Here is a 23,491-nt window from a genome sequence, read left to right as displayed (position 1 = left end):
AGTTTGGTAAAATGCTTGCTTTTTGTCGAAAACTGTGAAAAGCTTTGTTATATTGCAAACTACGGTTTACCGATCGGCTTAAAGTATTTATAATGGCAATCTAGTGAGAACCTGTATTAAGGGGTCACAATTTCTAGATTTTTAAATATTTATTTTGCCGCATGGATGGGGTGAAGACTTGATGCTTAAGACTTTATAGATGGGGGGGGAAATGGTAGATGCTGAAGACGTTAACAAACGATTTTGAACTCGACTTAGAAGCAGATGTGCTTGTGATTGGAGGTGGGCCAGCTGGAACTTGGGCGGCATGGAGTGCTGCATCAAGTGGAGCTAGAGTTGTCCTGGTAGACAAAGGATACTGTGGTACCACTGGATGCGCTGCTGCATCTGGTAATGGTGTGTGGTATGTGCCACCACATCCAGAAGCACGGGAAACAGCGAAGGCGAGTCGGGAATCGTTGGGTGGGTTTTTAGCCGATCGCAACTGGATGGATCGGGTACTGAATCAGACTTATATAAACGTCAATCAGTTAGCAGAGTGGGGTTATCCCTTCCCTACCGACGATGAAGGTAAACCCTATCGGCGATCGCTGCAAGGGCCGGAGTATATGCGGCTGATGCGGCGGCAAATTCAACGCGCTGGAGTCAAGATTTTAGACAACAGCCCCGCCTTAGAACTACTGGTAGATGACGATGGTGCTGTTGGTGGTGCAACAGGTGTGAACCGTCAGACTGGTGAGAAATGGATAGTGCGATCGCAGTCCACAATTATCGCAACAGGTGGCTGTGCATTTCTCAGTAAAGCGTTAGGATGTAACGTCCTGACAGGGGATGGTTATCTGATGGCGGCAGAAGCAGGTGCCGAGATGTCGGGTATGGAATTTTCCAATGCTTATGGCATCTCTCCCGCCTTTTCTTCAGTCACCAAAACCCTGTTTTATAATTGGGCAACTTTTACCTACGAAGACGGTACTGTGATTCCGGGGGCAAGTTCTCATAGACGTTCAGTAATAGCTCAGACATTGCTGCAACAGCCAGTTTACGCCATCATAGACAAAGCGGCGGAATCGATGCGGGTATCTATGCGTTTAGCACAGCCCAACTTCTTTTTACCCTTTGACCGGGCAGGCATTGATCCATTTACTCAACGTTTTCCTGTGACTCTGCGTTTAGAGGGAACTGTGCGCGGGACTGGAGGAATTCGGATTGTCGATGAGAGTTGTAGCAGTTCTGTAAGAGGACTCTACGCGGCTGGAGATGCCGCTACACGGGAACTGATTTGTGGCGGATTTACTGGTGGTGGTAGCCATAATGCTGCTTGGGCAATATCTTCTGGCTATTGGTCAGGGAAATCGGCTGCTGAATATAGCCGCAGTTTGGGGGAAAATAAAACTCAACGACAAGTTAAGGGTGTTGGAGAGGTAGGATTACAAAGTGGGAGCGATCGCTCTAAAACCTTGGCAACTGATGAAGTTATTCAGGCAGTCCAAGCTGAAGTATTCCCCTATGAAAAGAACTATTTCCGTACAGAACAAGGCTTAACCGAGTCTTTAAGTAAGCTAAATCATCTTTGGCAAGAACTCCGCAGTAGCCAGGTAACATCAGAGAAAGAGCTTCCCAGGGCGCGAGAAGCTGTGGCGATGGTAGCTACAGCACGATGGATGTACAGCAGTGCCATTGAACGTAAAGAAACTCGTGGGATGCACAAACATCAAGACTATCCAGAACTTGATGCTAACCAGCAACATCACCTGATAAGTGGCGGATTAGATCGAGTCTGGGTGAAGAGTCAGCCGCTATTGAATGCAGAAGATATTTCCCAATCCAAAATCGAAAATCGTTCGACTGAGCGTAACCAAAGTCCAAAATCCAAAATAGGGGTGACAGTGTGATTGAGTTGGTTAGCGAGTCGCGGTGCATAGAATGTAATATCTGCGTGAATATTTGTCCAACCAACGTGTTTGACCGCGTACCTGATGCGCCGCCAACCATTGCCCGACAGAGTGACTGCCAAACCTGTTATATGTGCGAATTGTATTGTCCAGTTGATGCTCTTTATGTGGCACCAGAAAGCGATGTGACGACTTCAGTCAACGAGGCAGAATTGGCAGAAGTTGGGCTACTGGGTAGTTATCGTGAAAAGGTTGGTTGGGGAAATAAACGCACTTCAACAGCCAAAACGGATCAAACATTCCAAATTTTGAAGCAGATGAAATAGTGCAGCGGAGAAAATAGTCATGCTGTTGTTATTAGTAGAAACAAGTTATATCAGTAAAAATAAATTTACTTCAAGATTATTAACTTCGGTGGCTTGTGTTCTATTGCTACTAACTACAGGATGTAGCCAAGGCGAAAATAAATCTGCTCAATCCATTGAGGCTGTTAATGTCAATAACACTGTTGCTTCCAATAACATTTCTACCCTACGAATAGGTTATGTAGGTAGTTCAGAACCGACAGGGGCACTTGGTTGGGCAAAGAAAAAGGGAATTTTAGAGCGTGAGTTGCAAAAAACAGGATTTAAAAACATTACTTTTGCAAGATTTCCTAACGGGCCGGATCTCAATGAGGCGCTTGTTGCAGGACAATTAGATGTTGGTTCTTTAGGCGATACACCAGCCATAGTTTTGAGAGCAAGGGGTCAAGAAACCCGACTGCTGCGGATCAGTCAATTTAATACAACCGCTTGGTTAGTGGCGAAAAAGCATGGTGCGCGATCGCTTGCTGAACTTAAGGGTCAGAAAATAGCTACCCAAAAAGGTTCTTATATGCATCGATACCTGCTGGGTCTATTAGCCGAAGCTAAAATTGCCAAAGATGTAAAAGTTGTCCACTTGATGACTACTGAGGCAAAAGCAGCTTTAGAACGTGGTGATGTAGCAGCTTATGCAACTTCAAGCGATCTGGGGCCTTTTCTGAAATCACAAGGGTTTCCAGTGATTGATTCTTCGGCAAATCATCAGGGTTTGTCAGGGACATCATTAGTTGTCGCAACCGAAAGCTTTCTGGCAAAACAGCCTGATTTCCCACAGAAATTTAATGCAATTCTCACAGAAGCAGCTAAGAATTTAAAAGCTAATTCTGAAGAATATTATCAGTACCACGCTCAAACTACTAAATATCCCATCAATATCATTAAAGTATCATTCCCGCTCAAACAGGTATCAGAAGAACCATTACCAGCCGAGGGAGTGAAACTTTTAGAAGGGACAAAGAAATTTTTAGTCTCGCAGGGTTTAGCAAAGTCGGACTTTAAATTAACAGATTGGGTTGCTGAAGAAAAATAGGGAGTGGGGAGTGGGGAGTGGGGAGTGGGGGAGATGAGGAGGCAGAAATCAGTAACTTTTCTGAGCAAGAAAAACAAATTTCTGTAATTAAGTTTTTCAAAAGCTCAACTTCCAAGCTCAAAGGTGCAACCTCCAAGCTCAAAAGCTCAACTTCCAAGCTCAAAAGCTCAACTTCCAAGCTCAAAGGTGCAACTTCCAAGCTCAAAGGCTCAACTTCCAAGCTCAAAGGTGCAACTTCCAAGCTCAAAGGTGCAACTTCCAAGCTCAAAGGCTCAACTTCCAAGCTCAAAGGTGCAACTTCCAAGCTCAAAGGTGCAACTTCCAAGCTCAAAGGCTCAACTTCCAAGCTCAAAGGCTCAACTTCCAAGCTCAAAGGCTCAACTTCCAGGCTTATAAACTTAGGACTTACGCAATAACTCTCTAAAACTCTGATTCCTTTGCGCCTTTGCGGTTCGTTTTTTCATTATTTTGCGTAAGTCCTGTAAACTTTCTGCTTTCCTCTTGACTAATCCATTTGAAAATTCATGTAAAATCGCCATGACTATTGCACTAGACCGTCCACAGAAAACCAAGTCTGCTCAAATTCGGGAAAAACTGGGTTATCCGATCATTGATACTGATGTACATACCCAAGAATTTCCCCCAGCATTCTTGGACTATTTAGAGCAAGTTGCTGGAACTGCGATCGCAGAACGTTTTCAAGAACACTTACCCGGTGCATCTCGCTCTAAATGGTTTAAGCAATCTTGGGATGAACGCCGTGCTAACCGCACCGCCCGCCCTCCCTTCTGGACTCGTCCCACCAATGATCCCCTAAATTTAGCCACCGTTAGTTTGCCAAAGTTGCTGCACGAACGCTTACAAGAAGCTGGTACAGACTTTGCTGTTGTGTACCCTAACTTGGCAACGATGGCACCACACATCGGCAATGAAGAGATGCGGCGGGCTGTTTGCCGTACAGCTAACACTTACCATGCTGATATTTTCCGTCCTTATAGCGATCGCTTAACGCCCATTGCTGCTATTCCCATGAATACGCCTGAAGAGGCAATCGCAGAGTTGGAATATGCGGTGAAAGTGCTGGGACTCAAAGCAATTCAAATCCCCGGACATATCCGCCGCCCGATTCCCGCCTTCGAGAAATATGCCGAAGAAGTAGCCAACGAAGCCATTTGGATTGATACCTTTGGCTTGGATAGTAAATATGATTACGATCCCTTCTGGGCGAAATGCGTAGAACTGAAAGTTGTACCCACCACCCACTCTTCCGGTATGGGCTGGATAAATCGGCGTTCCATTAGCAATTACCAATACAACCATATTGGTCATTTTGCATCGGCTGCGGAAGCATTATGTAAATCTTTATTCTTTGGTGGTGTAACTCACCGCTTCCCCACACTCAAGTTTGCTTTCTTAGAAGGAGGTTCAGCTTGGGGTGCTAGTTTGTACACCGATTTGATTTGGCACTGGGATACTCGGAATAAAGACCATTTGGTGGAAAATAACAATCCCGCCAATGTTAATTATGAAGAACTGCGAGAATTCTATACCCGCTATGGTGGTGAACTAGTACATGGTCGTTTAGATCAACTAGGCAGTGGTTTAGGTTTCCACGCTGACTTAATATCTCCCTTAGAACCAGGTGATTTAGATGAATTCGCCGTTGCAGGAGTAACCAAACCAGAGGATATCCGCGATCGCTTCTTGAATCACTTCTACTTCGGGACAGAATCAGATGATACCCGTGTAGCTCAAGCCTTTAACCGTAAAGCTAATCCCTATGGCGATCGTGTTAAAGCCTTCTTGGGTTCCGATTCTGGTCACTGGGATGTACCTGATATTACTGCGATCGCAGCTAATACCTATTCAATGGTAGAACGCAAGATTATCAGCGAAGAAGATTTGCAATATTTCCTGTCAATTCATCCCTTAGAGTTGTACACCAGCCTCAATCGTGACTTCTTCAAAGGTACGGCTGTCGAGAAAACAGCAGATGAATTTTTGGCTGCGAAAGAGACGCGATAAATCGCCGTCTCTACAAAGGATTGATTCTGCGTCTTTGCCAATCCCCAGAAACAATTTGAATAATTAGGTAAAATATCATGACGATCGCTTTAGACCGCCCACAAAAAACCAGGTCTGCTCAAATTCGGGAAAAACTTGGTTATCCAATCATTGACACCGATGTACATACCCAGGAATTTGAACCGGCAGTCTTGGATTATTTAGAACAAGTTGGTGGAAGTGAACTGGTCGAACGTTTCAAAGAGAATTTACCAGGAGCTTCCCGCTTTAAGTGGTACAAGCAAAGTTGGGAAGAACGTTTTGCTTATCGTACCAATCGCCCTAATTGGTGGGGTCGTCCGACAAAAAATACTTTGAATTTGGCTACCATTAGCTTACCCAAGTTGCTGCATGAGCGTTTGGAAGAAGCAGGTACAGACTTTGCCGTTGTGTACCCAAATTTGGCAACAATGGCCCCGAATATCGGCAACGAAGAAATGCGCCGTGCTGTTTGTCGGGCAGTTAATACCTACCATGCTGATATTTTCCGTCCTTATAGAGATCGCCTAACACCCATCGCCGCCATTCCCCTGCACACTCCCGAAGAAGGGATTGAAGAATTGGAATATGCGGTGAATGTTCTGGGACTTAAAGCGATTCAAATCCCTGGTTACGTTCGTCGGCCAATTCCTGCCTTTGAGAAATATGGCAAAGAAGTGGCTAACGAAGTGGTTTGGATTGATAACTTTGGCTTAGATAGCGAGTATGACTACGATCCATTCTGGGCTAAGTGCGTAGAACTGAAAGTTGTACCCACAACTCACGCTTCTAGCCAAGGTTGGACAACTCAGCGTTCTGTCACCAACGCCCAGTACAATCACATTAATCACTTTGCCTTTGCAGCCGAAGCATTATGCAAATCGCTGTTCTTTGGTGGAGTTACCCGCCGCTTCCCACAATTAAAGTTTGCCTTTTTAGAAGGTGGTTCCGCTTGGGGTGCTAGTCTATATGCTGATATTATTTGGCATTGGGAAACCCGCAACAAACAACATTTGTTGTCAAATAACAATCCTGCCATTATCGATAAGGAAGCATTAGTAGAGTTGTACGCCCGCTATGGTGGCGAACTGGTAGATGGACGCTTAGATAAAATTGGTGACGGTTTAGGATTCCACCATCAATTATTGGCTCCAGAAAATCCGGGTGAACTCGACGAATTTGAACTCGCGGGAATTGAGAAGCCAGAAGATGTGCGCGATCGCTTCTTGAATCACTTCTACTTCGGTACTGAATCAGACGATACCCGTGTCAGCCAAGCCTTTAATCGCGCAGCTAATCCCTTTGGCGATCGCGTTAAAGCCTTCTTGGGTTCAGATTCCGGTCACTGGGATGTGCCTGATATCACCGCCGTTACTGCCAACGCCTACTCAATGGCAGAACACGAAATCATTACCGAAGAAGACCTCCGCTACTTCCTCTCAATCCATCCTTTGGAGTTGTACACCAGTCTCAATCAAGACTTCTTCAAGGGTACAGGTGTTGAAAAAGCCGCAAACGAATATCTAGCTGGGAAATAGGGAATGGGGAATGGGGAATAGGGAAAGAATTACTATGCCCCATGCCCAATGTGACCAATGCCCATCTTTACAACGTTCCATGTTCCATTTCCTCTGTTCACTTGTAGCGTGGGCCAGGCCCACTCTACATTTCTCCTAAATTCTGTGTCTAAGGAAAGTATGTCTTGTTTCACTTTCACAGAGGAACAGATGAGAAACTGGTTGTATTAATTGTCTTTGTCCTAATTACGAATTACGAATTACGAATTACGAATTAATAAGGATGATTTGATTATGGTGCTAGATATCACAAAACCAAAGGATTACATTGACCTAGCAACTTCTTTATCCAAGGAACTAGCTCAATCCGCAGTTGAACGGGATGCTAAAGCTGGAATTCCAGAAGAGGAAATTAATAAACTGCGTGAAAGTGGCTTATTACCACTGATTGTACCTAAGCAATATGGTGGAATTGGTGCAACTTGGATTGATGCTTTAAAAATTGTCAGAAAACTATCAAAAGCAGATGGTTCAATTGGTCAGTTGTATGGTAATCATCTCAATTTGACGGCTTTGGGTCACGTTTCCGGCACGCGGTCCCAAAAGGAAAAATACTATAGAGAAACTGCTAAAAATAACTTATTTTGGGCAAATGCCATTAATACAAAGGATACTAGGCTAAAAATTAACCCAGAAGGCGAGAATTTTCGGGTTAATGGTGTGAAAAGCTTTGGTACAGGTATTTCTGTTGCCGATTACCGGGTATTCTCCGCTTTGGAAGATGGCGTAGAATTGCCCTTCATATTCATAATTCCCAAAGACAGGGAAGGGTTAGTTTCTAATCAAGATTGGGATAATATTGGGCAACGTCGCACTGATAGCGGTAGTTATACATTTAATAATGTCTTAGTAGAGAAAGATGAGATTTTGGGGCCACCAAATCCCCACGATAGTGCTTTCTCAACTTTTCTTGGTATTATTGCCCAGCTAACAAAAACTAACGTTTATTTGGGAATTACTAAAGGAGCCTTCGCTGCTGCTCGTGAATATACTAAAACTACTACTCAACCGTGGATTACATCAGGAGTAGATAGTGCTACTCAAGACCCATATATTCTGCATCATTACGGAGACTTTTGGATTGAAATTCAAGCTGCGATCGCTCTAGCCGACCAAGCAGCTGAGAAGGTGCAAGCATCATGGAATAAGGATACAGAGCTTACCCACGAGGAAAGGGGAGAAGTAGCGATCGCAGTTTCCGCAGCTAAAGCATTAGCCACCCGCGTAGGTATAGATATTACCAACCGCATCTTTGAAGTTACCGGAACTCGTGCCACAGCAACCAAATATGGATTTGACCGTTACTGGCGGGATTTGCGAACATTTACCCTCCACGATCCTGTGGACTACAAATTGCGAGCGATCGGCGATTGGGTACTTAACGAACAGCTACCCGTTATCACGCAATATTCTTAGGGCATTGGAAATGAGGCATTGGGAATGGGGCATAGGGCATTGGGCATTGGGAAGAGATTTGTTCAATAATTCCCCCTTATCACCTTGTCTCCTTTATCTCCCCATTCCCTTCACTCAGCGAGAAGTCGGCGCTCAGACTTTCCACAAAATCTCAAAATCCAAAATTGATATGACTCAACTAAAAACACTTCCTACCTACGACCCAAGTTTATTTGAGGGAGCTGCTGAGGGCTACGCTCAATATAGAACCAAATACCCACCTGTTGTATTCGATAAACTAGCCGAAATATTTAATCTCAATGGTCAAGGACGACTCCTTGATTTGGGTACTGGCCCAGGATTAATTTCAATTCCTCTGCGCAATAAATTTGAAGAAGTGGTTGCGATCGATCCCGATCCAGAAATGATTGCAGAAGCCAAACGGCAAGCAGCAGCAGTCGGAGCAAATAATATTACTTGGTTAGAACAAGGAGCCGAGTTAATTGACTCTAGTTTAGGGAAATTTAAGTTAACCACTATTGGTAGAGCCTTCCACTGGATGGAACGCGAACTAGTGCTTGAACGCCTCTATGAATTGCTTACTGATGATGGGGGATTAGCACTGCTTCAGACTGGTGATAACCCTTGGGAAAGTAATCTACCTTGGAAACAAGCTGCCGTTGGAGTAGTAAAGAAATGGTTAGGTGAAGAGCGCCGAACTGGACAACGAGGACAAGGCACTCGTAAACCAGTCGATCCTCCCCATGAAGTTGTCATTGGCAATTCGGCTTTTGTTCGTCAAGAAACCTATGAAGTGCCATTTGAAAAATCTTGGACTATCGATAGTTATCTCGGCTATTTATACACTACAGCCTTCTCTCTGAAAATTTTCTATGGCGATAACGCCCCAGCATTTGAAAAGGATCTTAGAGAAGCGCTACTAGCAGTTGAGCCGTCTGGACATTTTACAGAAGAACTCAAAGCTACAATTTTAGTCGCTTGGAAGCACTAGCAAAATTGCACACGATTGAAGAAGAATTCAGAAGTCAGAATCAAAACGCCACAAATTTAAATCTTCCACTAGCACGACCCTGGAGTGGGCCCTTCTCACTCCACTTCCTAAATTTTTCCCTTTCAACTCTTAAATTCTCAGTTCCTCGAGTCGTTATAGGGTGGGTAATACCCACTCTCTTTTCTATTTTACACATTCCCAAAAATTATTTTTATTTATTAAAAAAATGTTCTCCATGATGCCTAAATATGATAAAAATGATTTTATAAAAGAGGTCAAATTATCTATAAATCATACAGTTTAGATAAGTCCAAAACCCTTGTAGAGACGCGATGAATCGCGTCTTGAAGAACCAATCATCTACACCAATACCCTTTACCGAAGTGTATTGATACATAACCAGTTTTCCAATTTGAATTCCCAAGAAGTTCAGTCTAACAAAATAAAAAATAAAAATATCCACTTACCTCAAGAAATTACATTGAATCATGTTCATAAGCTATAGAAAGTCATGGTTGCCTGCGAATATAGCTCGTTATTTTTTGCTGGCGTTTACGACTTTTCTGTTAGTTACAGGCTGTAGCTCTCCAAGCACTCAAAGCAAGAGTCCCCAAGTTGAGGCAACTACTGCAAGCTCAAAAAAACTAGAGGTTATCAACATTGGTCATCAGAGTGGTACACCAGGTTTGAATCTACTCAAAGCTCAGGGCTATTTGGAAAAGCGCTTTGCTGCTGATGGCATTGCTATCAAGTGGATAGAATTTCGGGGCGGCCCACCAATGATGGAAGCAATGGCCGCAAACAGTGTTGATATTGGCAACGTAGGGAATCTACCACCAATTTTTGCTCAAGCTGGTGATAATCCGATTGTTTATGTTGCTGCAACTGGCTCCAACGCAGGCGCTCAAGCAGTTATTGTCCGTAAGGATTCACCAATCAAAACTCTTGCGGAACTCAAGGGTAAGAAAGTTGCGATCCAAAAAGGAACTGCTCTGCAATATTTGCTTTTGAAAGCTATAGCAAGTGCTGGATTAACTCTCAATGATATTCAACCTGCTTACCTAACTATTCCAGAAAGTCAGGTTGCTTTTGAAAGTGCCAGGGTTGATGTTTTACCTACTAGCGATCCGTTTTACGCTCGGAAAGAGCGAGCAAATGAAATACGAGTTCTAGCCAAAGGTTCTGATGTCGCTCCCCAAAGAGCCTACTATATCGCTACACGCAATTTTGCTGAAAATCACCCCGACTTAGTGAAGGTAATTTTGGAAGAACAAAGAAAAGTAGAAGAATGGGCTAAAGCTAACCCCAATGAAGTTGCTAATTTGTTGGCAGCGCAAACTAGACAAGAACCAGGAGTCTGGAAATGGGCTTTAGAAAGGCGACCTATCTTAGGGGTATTTGATATAACTGATGAATTTGTCGCTGAACAACAGCAGGTAGTTGAACTTTTCTACAGTCAAAAACTGATTCCTAAAACTTTTCAAATCAAAGATGCAGTATGGAAACCTAAAAGTTGATTTATTAAAAGAGAATTCAGAATGGGCTACGCCCCGCTGCGCTAACAGAATTCAGGAGTAACCAAGCTCCCCTCTCTTCTTCTGAGAGGTCTTAGGGAAAAGGAAGAGTTCTTTGGATTATTTAATTCGCAATTAATCATAATCGTTTCAACCACCGATAGAGGAATAAATAAAACAACCCATGCCAGCTTTAAAAGGAAAGTTTGAATTCAGGAAAAACCAGAGAGCAACACGCCGTTCCTTGTTGTTTGCTCTGGGCTACTGCTTAATGCTATCGACGGTTTTATCGAGTTGTGGTGAAGCCAAAAATAACACTCAGCAGTCATCAGCTTCCCCTGAGTCTGTAGCTGCATCTAACACTACAGAGAAGTCAACAAAAAAACAAGTAGTGCGGATTGTACGTTCAAAACAACTTACTGCTCTAGCAGTTTTAGAAAAGCAGGGTTCTTTAGAAAAGCGATTAGAGCCTATGGGTTTTAAAGTACAGTGGCCTGAGTTTGCGGCTGGGCCACAACAGTTAGAAGCCGTGAATGCAAATGGATTAGATATTGCATCTACAGCCGAATCGCCTCCTGTATTTTCCCAAGCAGCAGGAGCGCCTCTTGTTTATCTAGCTACTACACACCCTAGTGGTAAATCTATTTCACTTTTAGTTCCTGTAAACTCTCCGATTAAAAGTGTTAAGGATTTGAAGGGTAAAAAAGTGGCTTTCCAGAAAGCTTCCATTGGTCACTACCTATTAGTTAAAGCATTAGAAGATGCAGGGCTGAAACTGAGCGATGTCCAATCAGTTTTTTTAGCACCGGCCGACGCAAATGCGGCATTCAGTCAAAATAAGGTGGATGCTTGGTATATTTGGGAGCCATTCGCTACCAGAAATGTACAAAATAAAATAGCTCGTGTTTTAGCAGATGGTGGAAAGTTGCGGGATACTGGTAACTTTTACTCAACCTCACGCCAGTTTTATCAGGCTCATCCTGACGTGATCAAAGTGTTTCTAGAGGAACTAGAAAAGGCAGAAATCTGGACTAAGAATCATCCCAAAGAAGTAGCACAACTGCTTGCTCCTGTAACTCAGTTAGATCCACCAACTCTAGAAATTATGCATAAGAAATATGACTATGGGCTGGTACCAATCACTGATAAAACTATTACCAAGCAACAGGAAGTTGCAGACAAGTGGTACAGCTTAGGACTTATCCCCAAGAAGGTGAATGTTAAGGACGGGTTTCTGACACCTGAAGAGTACGCCAAAATTACTCCCTCAGAGGTGTTAGCGAATAAGTCGTTATCCCCAAGAACAAACTAAAACACAGGAGAATATTATGCCTACCTCGACTTTGACAAAGGTTAAAATTAGGTCTATTGATGCCCCTTTGGGAGCTATAGTTACCGATTTTGATGCCAGTCAACCGATCGCACCTGAAGTTATATTACAACTTAAGCAAGCACTGCGCGATCGCCACATCTTAATTTTCAAAGACCAAAACCTCTCCGATCAACAACTTTTGAACTTTTCTCTATACTTTGGCGCACTTTTTGTACCATCTGATGAAACTCCAGTATTGGCTTCTAAACCAGGAGAAACTCCGGTAGTGATTCCGATTTCCAACGTCGATGGTGGCTATACCGGTACTGGAGAACTCACTTTCCATTCCGATCACAAATGGACTCCTACCCCATCTAGTGGTTCACTTCTTTATGCGTTAGAAATACCTTCTCAAGGTGGAGATACTTATTGGTTAAATACCAATTTGGCATATCAAGCATTAGATGAAGCCACCAAAGAACGGATTGCAGATTTGCAGTTAATTACCTACAACCCATTTTTGCGAGATCGGAATGCACCCCGATCTTTATATCGTTTAGACAAAACTATTCCTTTAATCAGTCCGATCTTTCCCCATCCTTTAGTTAGAACCCATCCAGATAGTGGTAAAAATCATCTCTACTTAGACGCTGCTACAGAAGTGGAAATTGTCGGGTTAGAGCCGGAAGAAGGATCTAAACTGATTGAACAGTTGAGGCAACATCTAAATCAGCCCAAGTTCTACTACCAACACAAATGGTCAGTAGGTGATATTGTCTACTGGGATAATCAAGCTACTTTGCATTACCGTCAAGCATTTGATCCAAATGAGCGACGAGTATTGAAGCGGGTTAGCCTTGCAGGTAGTCGTCCCTTTTAGGATTTATAGCTCAGAAGATTAAGCTAATGAGCATTTGATTCTATATATTTTTAAGGCAGTCGAGAGTCAAGAGTTATTCTGACTCTTGACTGATTAAACTTGTCTAAACATCACACATATGCTTATAAAGACAAATCGTAAAAATCTTACTTTTTTGTTTAAAACAAGTGTTTGTGAATACTTTATTTCAAAACGAAATTTGATAATATCTAAACTGAAATTGAGAATTATTAGCACTCGTTAAAAGCGCTAAAACGAAAATTATTAAATTTTAAATTTAAATAGAAAAATATTATGGCACTTTCCAATTTATTGCAAAGTCTCAATTTGTCTATCAATAAACCGCAACAATCAAAAACAAACAAGACAAAGACGGTATATGAGTATAGCCTAAATACTAAACCTATAAAAGCCAAATATAAAATTGAGCATAAACATATATCTTTACTGATAGCTACTTGCTCGCTCACGATACCAATGAGCATTGTTGGTTGTAGCCAAGAAACTAAAAATACTCAAAACAAACTATCCTCAATTAGTACACAATCTCAAAGTCAAACAGTTTCTAATACTCCATAAAAGCAAGAATTACGAGTTGTTTATTCTAAGCTTGCTTCTCTCATTGTAATCAACTTTAAAAAACTGGAAAACTTAAGTTTTTAGCTGATGTTTTTATATCAGTAGTTAATCAAATGGAGGTGTATAAATGTTTAACAATTTTGTGAAAAATAAGACAACAGTAATCAGCAAGATAGCATTATTTGTAATCCCTGGTTTTGTAGCTTTATCTACTACTTTAATCAGTTGTACGTCAACTGTATCTAATACAAATTCAGGAATTGATCCTAAAGCAGAACCAGCAGGGGCTAAGACTATAACTTTTAAAACAAAGTTACTGCGAATAGGATATCAAAGCTCTGGTGATTTAGTTAGAGTCAGAGGAGTTTTAGAAAAACGTTTGGAGCCTTTGGGTTTGAAAGTAGAGTGGTCACAATTTGCCCAAGGACCACAACTTATGGAAGCGATGAATGTGGGCAAAATTGATATTGGCTCAGTTGGAGAAACGCCCCCGATCTTTGCCCAAGCTGCGGGTGCAAAAATCATCTATTTGGCTGGAAGAAGACTTGGCCCTAATTCAGGTAAAGGTAGTGCGATCGCAGTTCCTAAAGGTTCTCCAATTAAAAAATTAGCTGATATCAAAGGTCAAAAAGTAGTCTTTCAAAAAGGTTCTGCTTCTCACTATTTTATCATCCAAGCCTTAAAAGAAGTAGGTTTAAAATATAGTGATATTCAAGTTTTGAGTATGCCCAATGTTGAAGCTCGTGGTGCATTTATTCAGGGTACTATTCCAGTTTGGGTAACTGGTGATCCTCATTTAGCTTTGGTAGAAAAACTCCACGGTGCGCGTGTATTGAGAGATGCAACCAATATCGGTACTCCAGGCGGATACTATGTAGGAACACGAGAATTTGCTAAGGAAAATCCCGAATTAGTTCGCATAATTTTAGAAGAAATTGAGAAAAATGGTCAATGGGCAGAAGCGAATCGTAAAGAAGTAGCCAAACTTATAGCACCTGTACTCAAAATTGATTTACCCATTCAGGAAATAATTTCTAGCCGTGCTACTTATCGGCTCAGAGGAATTACTCCAGAACTAATGCAAGTCCAGCAAAGTGTTGCTGATTTGTTCTATAACGAAAAAATCTTACCCAAAAAGATTGATGTTAAAGAAGCATTGCTCACGCCTCAAGAATATGCAGCTATTACTCCACCAACACTGATAAGTGAAAAGTAGAGAATAATCAGATATAAAGTTTGTTTTTTTAAACAAACTAAAATACCAATTTAATAAATGAAACAGGAGATTTGTTAAATTAGCATAATCTCAAATTTTCCTCATAAATTGGTGTTTTAGGAGGTTTAAATAGCAACTTCCTATTATCTTACTTTCTTTCAGGAAGTAAGACTGACAACGTAAAAGTTAAAACTTACAAGGAAAATCACAACTGATGAACAAGTCATTTCAACCACAACGCCGTACAGTCTTAAAGCGTGTTGTCCAATATTCTGCATTGGGACTGTTTACTTTATTATCTCCCTTGGCTGGTAGCCTTATGCAAACCACTCAAGCAGTGCCTGCCAAAGTAATTAACTTGGCGTATCAAAGTTCTGGTGATATTGTCAAGTCTAAAAAAGCTGTTGAGCCACGTTTCAAAGCATTGGGTGTAACCGTGAATTGGGTTGGGCCATTCGCAGCAGGGCCGCAATTGATAAAAGCGCTGAATGAAGGTAAGGTGGATATCGGTAATGTCGGAGAGACACCTCCAATATTTGACCAAGCTGCACGTCCAGGCATCATCCCTGAAGTTGTCTATCTTACTGGACGCACGCCCAGCGATGGTACAAACCAAGGTATTGTGGTGAAAGCTAATTCTCCCATTAAGAAAGTAGCGGATCTTAAAGGTAAGAAAATTACTTTTCAGGTAGGGTCGAATGCACAGTATTTACTAACAAAAGCGTTGAAAGAGGTAGGGTTAAAAATTAGCGATATTCAAATCGTTGCTTTGACTCCAACTGAAGCCCGAGATGCCTTTATTCAAGACAAGGCTGACGCCTGGGTAGGTGGCGATCCCCTTTTAGCTGCTGTGGAAAAGACTACCCCGATTCGGAATCTGAGAAATGCAGCAGGAATTAACACTCTCAACGGGTTTTATATTGGCAGGCGTGGATTTGTCACCCAAAATCCGCAATTGGTGCGAGTATTTTTAGAGGAAGCACAGAAGGTAGGAGAACAGGCTGAAAAAAACCCAAGCGATTATGCAAAAATTTTAGTTGATGAACAGAAATTAGATCCATCAGTTGCACAAAAGGTAGCAAGCCGTCGTACTTATAAATTGAGAAAAATTACACCTGCTATCATTGCCGAACAGCAGCGCGTTGCTGATTTTTATTTTAATGAAAAAGTCATCTTGCGTAAGATTGATATCAAACAAGGGATTCTTTCTGATCTAGAATATAAAGCTATCGTTCCTGATAATATCAAGTAACGGTAAACAGGTAGAGGCAGGTTTATTCAGCTATTAACTTAGCTAGCTATTACACTGTAGCGGAAGTTTGCCTAACTTCAACAAGGGGCTTAACAAGTTGCTCAACTAACTTGTTAAGCCTATTGTCTGGTTAAGTAAAAACCGAGGAAGGAACAAGCGATCGCTAATCTTTTTACAGATATGATTTGGGAGTGACAATTAGTTTTAACTAAAATATTCCAGTGATGAAAATACCATTTATTTCACAACGCCGCACAGTTTTAAAACGCATTGTCCAATATTCTGTATTGGGATTGTTTACTCTATCAACTCCCTTAATAGGTAGCTTAGTAAATAACGCTCAAGCACAAAATAAACCTGGTTTTACTGCTAAAGTTATCAACTTGGCATATCAAACTTCTGGAGATATTGTCAAAGTCAAAAAAGTTGTTGAGCCACGTTTTAAAGCATTGGGTGTGACTGTAAATTGGGTTGGGCCATTCCCAGCCGGGCCGCAACTAATAGAAGCCATGAATGCAGGTAAGGTGGATATCGGCAATGTGGGAGAGACACCGCCAATATTTTCCCAAGCCGCAGGGATCACAGAAGTTATCTATATTGCCGGACGCACACCGAGCAAAGGTGAAAACCAAGGTATTATAGTCAGAGCTAATTCTCCTATTAAGAAAGTAGCGGATCTTAAAGGTAAAAAAATTGCTTTTCAGAGGGGATCGAATGCACACTATTTATTAGCAAAAGCCTTGCAAGAGGTGGGGTTAAAAATTAAGGATGTTCAAATTGTTGGTTTGACTCCATCTGAAGCCCGCGACGCTTTTATTCAAGACAAAGTTGAAGTTTGGGTGGCTAGTGACCCCTTTTTGGCTCTTGTGGAAAAAATTATTCCAATTCGTAATCTGAGAAATGCAGCAAGAATTAACACTCTCGGCGGCTTTTATCTTGGTAGGCGTCAATTTGTTACACAAAATCTGGAATTGGTGCGAGTATTTTTAGAGGAAGCAGACAAGGTAGGAGAATGGGCTGAAAAAAACCCAACTGGAGTTGCCAAAGCTTTTGCTCCCGAACTTAAATTAGATGTATCAGTTTTAGAAAAGGTAGCACGCCGTCGTACTTTTAGATTGAGAAGACTTACACCTGCGATCATTGCTGAGCAACAAAGTGTTGCTAATTTCTATTTTAAAGAGAAAATCATCCCCCGTAAGATAGATATCAGGGATGCAATCCTTCCAACTCAACAATATCAAGCCATCACACCTCAACGTATCAAGTAACGGTGAACAGGTAGAGGCAGGTTTATTCAGCGATTAAGTTGGCGATCGCATCTACTAACTCGCTTGGCTCTACTGGTTTGGCAATATGCTTGTTAAATCCGGCTCTTAGTACCTGTTGAGCGTTCATTTCTCCAGCATAAGCGGTAAGTGCGATCGCTCGAATTTGCCCTCCCTGCTCTGGTGGCAGTGTTCTCAACTGTCGCATAAACATACATCCATCCACTTCTGGCATCCCAATATCGCTTAAAAGTATATCTGGCAAGGATTGGGCTAAAGCAGCTAAGGCTTCATTTGCTGATGTTACTGCTCTCACATTTGCCCCATATTGCTCTAGTAAGAAGACGATAAATTCTCGCGTATCTGTATCATCATCCACTACTAAAACTTTGACACCATTCAAATTTGAGGATGGCTCAGAATTGCTACTGTCTTGTTTAATCTCTAATTGATTTTGGATTAATGGTAGTCTTACAGTAAAAGTTGCCCCCCGATCTTCGCCCTCGCTTTCTACCTGGACTGTGCCGCCATGCAGTTCGACTAAGTGACGGACGATCGCTAATCCTAACCCCAATCCACCAAATTTTCTGGTGGTGCTGCTATTCTCTTGGCGAAAATATTCAAATACGTAAGGCAGAAAATTAGGGTCGATGCCTTTACCTGTGTCGCTGACTTGAATGATTGCTGAGTTGGAATTTGACTTAGGACATGATGATAGTCGAATATCAACCCGTCCGCCTTCTGGTGTAAATTTAACCGCATTTGAGAGCAGGTTCCAAACGATTTGCTGCAATCGGTTGGAGTCTCCCAAAACTTGTCCCAAATTTGGTTCCAGGCTGATGTGCATCTCAATTAATTTAGCTTCTGCCGATAGCCGCACTGTTTCCATTGCTGCCGAAATCACAGATGTCAGATCGACTGGGTAGATATTCAAGCTGATTTTACCTTGTAAAATCCGGGAGATATCCAGTAAATCTTCAATCAGTTGAGCCTGTAACTTCGCATTTCGCTCAATAGTCTTCAGCGCTTGAGGAATTGTCTTTTCATCAAGTTTTTTGGTTTGGAGTAGTTTTGACCAACCTAAAATTGGGTTGAGTGGCGATCGCAATTCATGAGAAAGTACTGCCAGAAACTCGTCTTTAATCCGGTTGGCGTTTTCTGCTGCTTTCCGGGCGGTTTGCTCTGCCTCGTATAGACGGGCACGTTCCATCGCTTGAGCGCACTGCTGTGCTAGTGCCAGCATAAAAGCTTGATCGTCTTGATTAAACTGCTGAATTTCGGTAAAAGCTAGAGACATTCCACCGATAGCTCGTCCCTCAATAATCAGTGGAATCGAAATCCAAGCGCCGTAATTGTACTGGGCATATTCCTGAGCCAGATTTGAGTAACGAGCAATCCTTGTTTCGGTTGGCTCTTGCCAAATAGGCTGCTTAGTTCTTACTGCTTCTGCCAGTGGTGCAGATGCATTAATCGAGAATCGACGCCAGGAATCTAGTATTTCTTGTTGCCCGCCAACAGTTCGGACAATTTCTAATTCAGTGCCGCTTTGATTCAGTAATGCGACAAAAACAGAACTAGCTCCCAAAGCTGCCATACCTTGCTCTACAATTACTTCAGCAACTTGTGTCGGAGTTAAAGATTCAGAAAGGGCAGCGGTAATTGCTTGCAGACGGGTAGTGCGAGATGCTGCGCGTAAAGCCGCCTGTTGAGATTGCTGTGCTTCTCTGTAGAGTCGGGCATTATCAACAGCGATCGCCGCTCGGCTAGCCAACTCCTCAGCTAACATCAGGCTTTTGGTATCGTAGAAACGACCTGAAGAAGATACCAAAGTCATAGCTCCCAGCACTCGCCCCCGAAGGATTAACGGTACACTCATACCAGATGTCGGATTTAATTCTTGCAAGATTTTGAAGTGACTGGCGTTGTGGGTTAACCCTTGGATCTGTTCCTCAGAAATAAAATGAGTAATTTGTGATTTGCCCGTCCGTATTACCTTCGCAACACCTGCTGTTTGTGCCAAATTAGGCGGATAATTTTGTAACTGTTCTACCAATTCTTGTTTCTCTGGATTGGCATGGGCTGCTGCAACCCGACGGACTAATTGATTGTCACAAATAATATCAACTAAGCACCAATCAGCGATTTCCGGCACTGCCAAACGCGCCAAACCTGCTAGGGTTGTTTCGTAGTCTAATGATGCAGCCAAAATACCACTAGCTTCAGCGAGAAAACGCTGCTCCTCTTCCACCTGTTTGCGCTTAGTGATATCTCGCGAAGACGCTTGCATCTCTAAAATTTCTTGAGTTTGGCGATCGCGAATAGCTCGAATAGTTGCTTCCAACCAGATATAATGTCCCTCTCGGTGACGAGCACGGTGAGTAATGGTATAAATATCTGGTAAATCGGCATTGACTGGGTAATTTTTCGCAATCTTTACCAAATCGTCTGGGTGAACTAACTCATGACTGGGATGACCGACTAGTTCTTCTGGTTGATATCCCAGCACTGTGTAGCAAGCTGGTGAAACGTACAGAATAATTCCATCAACTGTATGGCGGGAAATAATATCAGTTGAATTCTCAGCCAGCAGCCGAAAACGCGCCTCACTCTGGCGCAGTTTGGTCTCAGCCTGCTTGCGTTCGGTAATATCGACGCACATTCCCACCCATTCGCGGATTTCGCCTGTTTCGTCGAGTATCGGCACACCGCGTATATTCATATAACGATATTCGCCGTCATGCCGCAGAACACGATACTCGGCAAGTGCAACACTGCGTGTAGGAAACGCCTGTTTCCAAATTTCCACCATCGAGGAACGATCTTCTGGGTGCAGTGCCTCAACCCAACCCCATCCTTTGTATTGTTCGAGACTTTGCCCTGTGAAGGCCTCCCAAGTTGGAATATCATCAACAACATTGCCCCAAGGTGCTGCTCTCCAGACAATGGATGCGCTGGCCTCTGCTAGTGAACGGTAGCGTGCTTCACTATCGCGCAGCGCAACTTGCTGTTCGCTCAAATATTGCTGCAAATCAGTAACCTCTTGAGCTTTCAGGTTCTCACTCATTTTAAAAGTATTTGGCTAAAAGCGACTCACTGGGTTCTCCCATCTGCTGTAATAGTATATTTTGATTTTTCTCATGCAATATAGCAGATGCTATGCCTCTAACTGCACCCATCTAAGGTTATAGAGGTTGTCAAGAAAAGACAAAGGAGCAGAGGGGGAAGAAGATCGCCTACAAGGGGCGGGGCTTGTACCGAAAATCATTTTTCTCCTCTGCCCCCTGCCCCTCTGCTCCCCTGCACCTCTGCCCCTCTGCCCCTCTGCTCCCCTGCCCCTCTGCTTTCTTGTAAGTTGGTGATTATGTATTACATCAACTATCATGCAAGCTATTTAAGCTAGTAATAGAATTGTTTCAATTCAGGGGATAAGAATATGAAGGTTTGGCTTGCTTGCTTTTTGGTGCTGTTTGCCTTAGCAGAACTGTTTGACTGGTTGCAAGAATTTAATCTACCATTACCTATCTATATTTTGGGTGGCGCTTTTTTAGCTGTTGCTTCTAACTATGATAAAATTGTTGGCTCCTATTTTGCTGATTCAAGCATTGAAGCATCACTTGAACAACCTCAGTTAGATTCACTAACTCCATCTACTAATCCGATTTCTTTTCCAGTTAGCAGTCCTGTTGAAGATGTTCAAACATCTCAAACAGATGATTAGAGCTTGTCTGATTCTATGGTTGACGCTGGGCGTAAGCTTGCTTTAAAAGTAGGAATACGTCAAAGTCTCTAACTAACAAGTAAATTGCTACATTAATAGGAGCTTCAGGTTAATTAGCTTTTAACCTAGATTCCCAAAATTGACTTCTGCGCCTACAACATCTACCCAATTCAGGCTACCGCCTCAACGCCGTGATTAGTGGACTATTAGAAAAACTCCGCGTACCTTTTGTCAAAGTTCAGGATTCCCGTGAAACTTCTAAGAGCAAAAGCTGGCTGCAAATTATTTTTGTTACCAGTATAGGAGTCACTGCTTTTATCTGGGGAGTTCGGGAACTCAAATGGTTACAGCCTTGGGAGTTAAGAGTTTATGACCAGATGTTGCGATCGCGTCCATCAGAAGCACCCGATCGGCGGATTTTGCTAGTAAAAATTACTGATAAAGATATCAAACGCGAGAAATGGCCTCTATCAGATCGGACAATCAATCAGCTATTAAAGAAAATAGAGTCTTATCAACCGCGAATTGTTGGTTTATATCTTTTCCGACCAGAAGACAATAATTTGGCGGCTAATCTCCAAAATCAAGATAACATTGTCACTACCTGTTTGTTCAGTAGCTTGGGTAGAGATGAAATTCCCCCACCGCCGAATGTCTCTATAGATAATGTTGGGTTTAGTGATGTGGTTGCTGACAATGAAAACGACCAAATTCTCCGCCGTACTTTATTATTTGCCAACTCTACAGACAAGAAATGTACAACATCATTTGCATTTGGTGCCCAAATAGCAATTAATTATCTAGAAAAACAAGGTATTGAATACGATTTCACTAAAAAAGGAGATTTTCTGTTAGGTAAAACTTTGTTTGTGAGTTTACAACCTAATTCTGCTGGCTACCAACATTTAGATGCACAAGGCTATCAAATATTATTAAATTACCGTCACCCCAACAGCCTCGCCGACCAAGTAACCCTTACAGATGTTCTTAGTGGGCAAGTCAACCCTATTTTATTCAAAGACCGTCTGGTAATTATTGGCACTACAGCGGCTAATATCCCTCCAGGTGGCTTTTATACGCCCTACAGTGCTTTGCCAGATCAACCAGCCAGAATGCCTGCTCTATTTATTCATGCACAGATAGCAAGTCAACTCATCAGTACAGTATTGGATGGGCGACCCTTGATTTGGTATTGGCCAAACTGGGTGGAACTTATTTGGATGTGGGGCTGGTCGCTATTAGGTGGTATTTTAGCATGGCGGTGGCAAAATCCACTGCTTTTGCTAGTGGTGGGAACGATAACTATATTTGGCTTAATAGTAATCTGCGTTGTTTTGTTTTTGCAAGCTGGATGGGTGCCGTTAATCCCTCCTGCTCTTGCTTTGGTGATTAGTAGTATCTGTGTGATTGCTTATACTAGCTACCAAAATCAGCGGCAAACTCAGGTGATTGTTCTGCAAGTTGAAAAACAACAAGAAGCGATCGCCCAATTAAATGTACTCTTAGAAGATAAAACAGCACTTCCCGACTCGTCTGTTGACTTTCTTCCCCCAATTGATTCACCAGAAACAAAATCAGGTGATTTGCTTTTGAGTGGACGCTACAAAATTTCTAAAACTCTTGGTGCAGGTGGATTTGGTCGGACTTATTTAGCACAGGATACTCAACGACCTGGTAATCCTACTTGTGTAGTTAAAAAGTTAATGCCAGCCCGTCAAGATACACGATTTTTGCAAGTCGCTCGCAGGTTGTTTCATAGTGAAGCTGAAATTTTAGAAATTTTGGGTAAACATCATCAGATTCCCGAACTACTTGCTTATTTTGAAGATAACCACGAATTTTATTTAATTCAACAATATATTGAGGGACATACCCTCAGTGAAGAATTACCACCTGTACAAAATGTGCAAAACGAATCATTTGTGATGGAAATGCTCAAACAAGTTTTAGAAGTTCTAGAATTTGTTCATCAACATCGAGTGATTCATCGCGATCTCAAACCGACTAATATTATTAGATGCGTTCAAAATAATCGGCTGGTATTGATTGACTTTGGTGCTGTCAAATTGATGCAACCGCCGAGTAGTGAGCAAACAGAATTAGCGACAGTAGCCATCGGGACGCGGGGTTATGCACCTCCAGAACAATTTGCCGGTCATCCCCGCTTATGCAGTGACATTTATGCTTTAGGAATGATTGCTATTCAAGCCATAACTGGGATACCACCGCAAGAACTCCACCCACATCCAGAAACGGGGAATGTGATGTGGCGACAAACGGTGCAAGTGAGTGCAGAATTAGCGGCAATTTTAGATAAAATGGTTTGCTATCATTTTAGCGATCGCTATCAATCAGCCACCGCAGTTTTACAAGATTTGAAACGTTTTTCAACTAAGTGAACGAGGAATTGGGGACAGGGACATGCATCAATCCACTTCTAA

17 protein-coding genes are annotated in these 23,491 nt (G+C 42.4%); 15 read left to right on the top strand and 2 right to left on the bottom strand.

Features of this window, described 5'->3' with window-relative positions; all coding sequences use genetic code 11:
* The first annotated feature begins 218 nt into the window (after window positions 1-218).
* The 3 genes from HWQ40_RS19725 to HWQ40_RS19715 are packed head-to-tail and all read left to right on the top strand — an operon-like array spanning window position 219 to window position 3,287.
* Window positions 219-1,892 (top strand): FAD-binding protein, encoded by a 1,674-nt coding sequence (locus HWQ40_RS19725; RefSeq protein ID WP_292780704.1) that lies wholly within the window; start codon window positions 219-221, stop codon window positions 1,890-1,892.
* The gene (locus HWQ40_RS19720) at window positions 1,889-2,218 is read left to right on the top strand and encodes a 4Fe-4S binding protein (RefSeq protein ID WP_292780702.1); all 330 of its coding nucleotides are present in this window, start codon (window positions 1,889-1,891) and stop codon (window positions 2,216-2,218) included. Before HWQ40_RS19725 ends, HWQ40_RS19720 begins: the two co-directional genes overlap by 4 nt.
* 19 nt (window positions 2,219-2,237) lie before the next feature.
* Window positions 2,238-3,287 carry an ABC transporter substrate-binding protein gene (locus tag HWQ40_RS19715; protein WP_292780700.1) on the top strand — a complete coding sequence of 350 codons (1,050 nt, stop codon included), beginning with the start codon at window positions 2,238-2,240 and terminating at the stop codon, window positions 3,285-3,287.
* On the opposite strand, the gene HWQ40_RS19710 is transcribed toward HWQ40_RS19715, so the two are convergent.
* Window positions 3,253-3,660, bottom strand: a complete 408-nt coding sequence (locus HWQ40_RS19710; RefSeq protein WP_292780698.1) for a hypothetical protein — start codon at window positions 3,658-3,660, stop codon at window positions 3,253-3,255. The two genes, HWQ40_RS19715 and HWQ40_RS19710, sit on opposite strands and share 35 nt — an antisense overlap.
* A 164-nt stretch (window positions 3,661-3,824) precedes the next feature.
* Here HWQ40_RS19710 and HWQ40_RS19705 point away from each other — a divergent pair, with 164 nt between their 5' ends.
* From HWQ40_RS19705 to HWQ40_RS19660, 10 genes are all read left to right on the top strand, one after another.
* Window positions 3,825-5,312 (top strand): amidohydrolase family protein, encoded by a 1,488-nt coding sequence (locus HWQ40_RS19705; protein ID WP_292780696.1) that lies wholly within the window; start codon window positions 3,825-3,827, stop codon window positions 5,310-5,312.
* 77 nt (window positions 5,313-5,389) lie between these two features.
* Window positions 5,390-6,868, top strand: coding sequence for an amidohydrolase family protein (locus tag HWQ40_RS19700; protein WP_292780694.1), 1,479 nt, complete (start codon window positions 5,390-5,392; stop codon window positions 6,866-6,868).
* 273 nt (window positions 6,869-7,141) lie between these two features.
* Window positions 7,142-8,323 carry an acyl-CoA dehydrogenase family protein gene (locus HWQ40_RS19695; protein ID WP_292780692.1) on the top strand — a complete coding sequence of 394 codons (1,182 nt, stop codon included), beginning with the start codon at window positions 7,142-7,144 and terminating at the stop codon, window positions 8,321-8,323.
* 169 nt (window positions 8,324-8,492) lie between these two features.
* Complete coding sequence (locus HWQ40_RS19690; protein ID WP_292780836.1) at window positions 8,493-9,314, top strand: class I SAM-dependent methyltransferase; 822 nt, start codon at window positions 8,493-8,495, stop codon at window positions 9,312-9,314.
* Window positions 9,315-9,829: 515 nt separating this feature from the next.
* Entirely contained in the window at window positions 9,830-10,831 is a 1,002-nt protein-coding gene (locus HWQ40_RS19685) for an aliphatic sulfonate ABC transporter substrate-binding protein (protein ID WP_292780690.1), read from the top strand.
* Window positions 10,832-11,012: 181 nt separating this feature from the next.
* A complete protein-coding gene (locus HWQ40_RS19680; RefSeq protein WP_292780688.1) occupies window positions 11,013-12,140 on the top strand; it encodes an aliphatic sulfonate ABC transporter substrate-binding protein in 1,128 nt (375 codons plus the stop codon).
* A 16-nt stretch (window positions 12,141-12,156) separates the two neighbouring features.
* Window positions 12,157-13,020, top strand: coding sequence for a TauD/TfdA family dioxygenase (locus tag HWQ40_RS19675; RefSeq protein ID WP_292780686.1), 864 nt, complete (start codon window positions 12,157-12,159; stop codon window positions 13,018-13,020).
* A 706-nt stretch (window positions 13,021-13,726) separates the two neighbouring features.
* Window positions 13,727-14,815, top strand: a complete 1,089-nt coding sequence (locus HWQ40_RS19670; protein ID WP_292780683.1) for a sulfonate ABC transporter substrate-binding protein — start codon at window positions 13,727-13,729, stop codon at window positions 14,813-14,815.
* Between the two features lie 214 nt (window positions 14,816-15,029).
* On the top strand, window positions 15,030-16,067 hold the full coding sequence (locus tag HWQ40_RS19665) for an aliphatic sulfonate ABC transporter substrate-binding protein (protein ID WP_292780681.1): 1,038 nt from the start codon (window positions 15,030-15,032) through the stop codon (window positions 16,065-16,067).
* A gap of 224 nt (window positions 16,068-16,291) precedes the next feature.
* Window positions 16,292-17,335 carry an aliphatic sulfonate ABC transporter substrate-binding protein gene (locus HWQ40_RS19660; RefSeq protein ID WP_292780679.1) on the top strand — a complete coding sequence of 348 codons (1,044 nt, stop codon included), beginning with the start codon at window positions 16,292-16,294 and terminating at the stop codon, window positions 17,333-17,335.
* 22 nt (window positions 17,336-17,357) lie between these two features.
* Here HWQ40_RS19660 and HWQ40_RS19655 read toward each other — a convergent pair whose 3' ends face one another.
* Complete coding sequence (locus HWQ40_RS19655) at window positions 17,358-20,396, bottom strand: PAS domain S-box protein (protein WP_292780676.1); 3,039 nt, start codon at window positions 20,394-20,396, stop codon at window positions 17,358-17,360.
* 369 nt (window positions 20,397-20,765) lie between these two features.
* On the opposite strand from HWQ40_RS19655, the gene HWQ40_RS19650 reads away from it, so the two are divergent.
* Both HWQ40_RS19650 and HWQ40_RS19645 read left to right on the top strand, forming a co-directional pair.
* Window positions 20,766-21,050, top strand: a complete 285-nt coding sequence (locus HWQ40_RS19650; RefSeq protein WP_292780673.1) for a hypothetical protein — start codon at window positions 20,766-20,768, stop codon at window positions 21,048-21,050.
* Between the two features lie 191 nt (window positions 21,051-21,241).
* Window positions 21,242-23,449 (top strand): CHASE2 domain-containing serine/threonine-protein kinase, encoded by a 2,208-nt coding sequence (locus tag HWQ40_RS19645; protein ID WP_292780670.1) that lies wholly within the window; start codon window positions 21,242-21,244, stop codon window positions 23,447-23,449.
* Window positions 23,450-23,491: the final 42 nt, after the last annotated feature.

The organism is Nostoc sp. NMS9 (assembly GCF_017114995.1).
Classification (GTDB): domain Bacteria; phylum Cyanobacteriota; class Cyanobacteriia; order Cyanobacteriales; family Nostocaceae; genus Nostoc.
The sequence above is the reverse complement of the archived record's forward strand: the minus strand, read 5'-3'. Positions and strand labels throughout refer to the sequence as shown.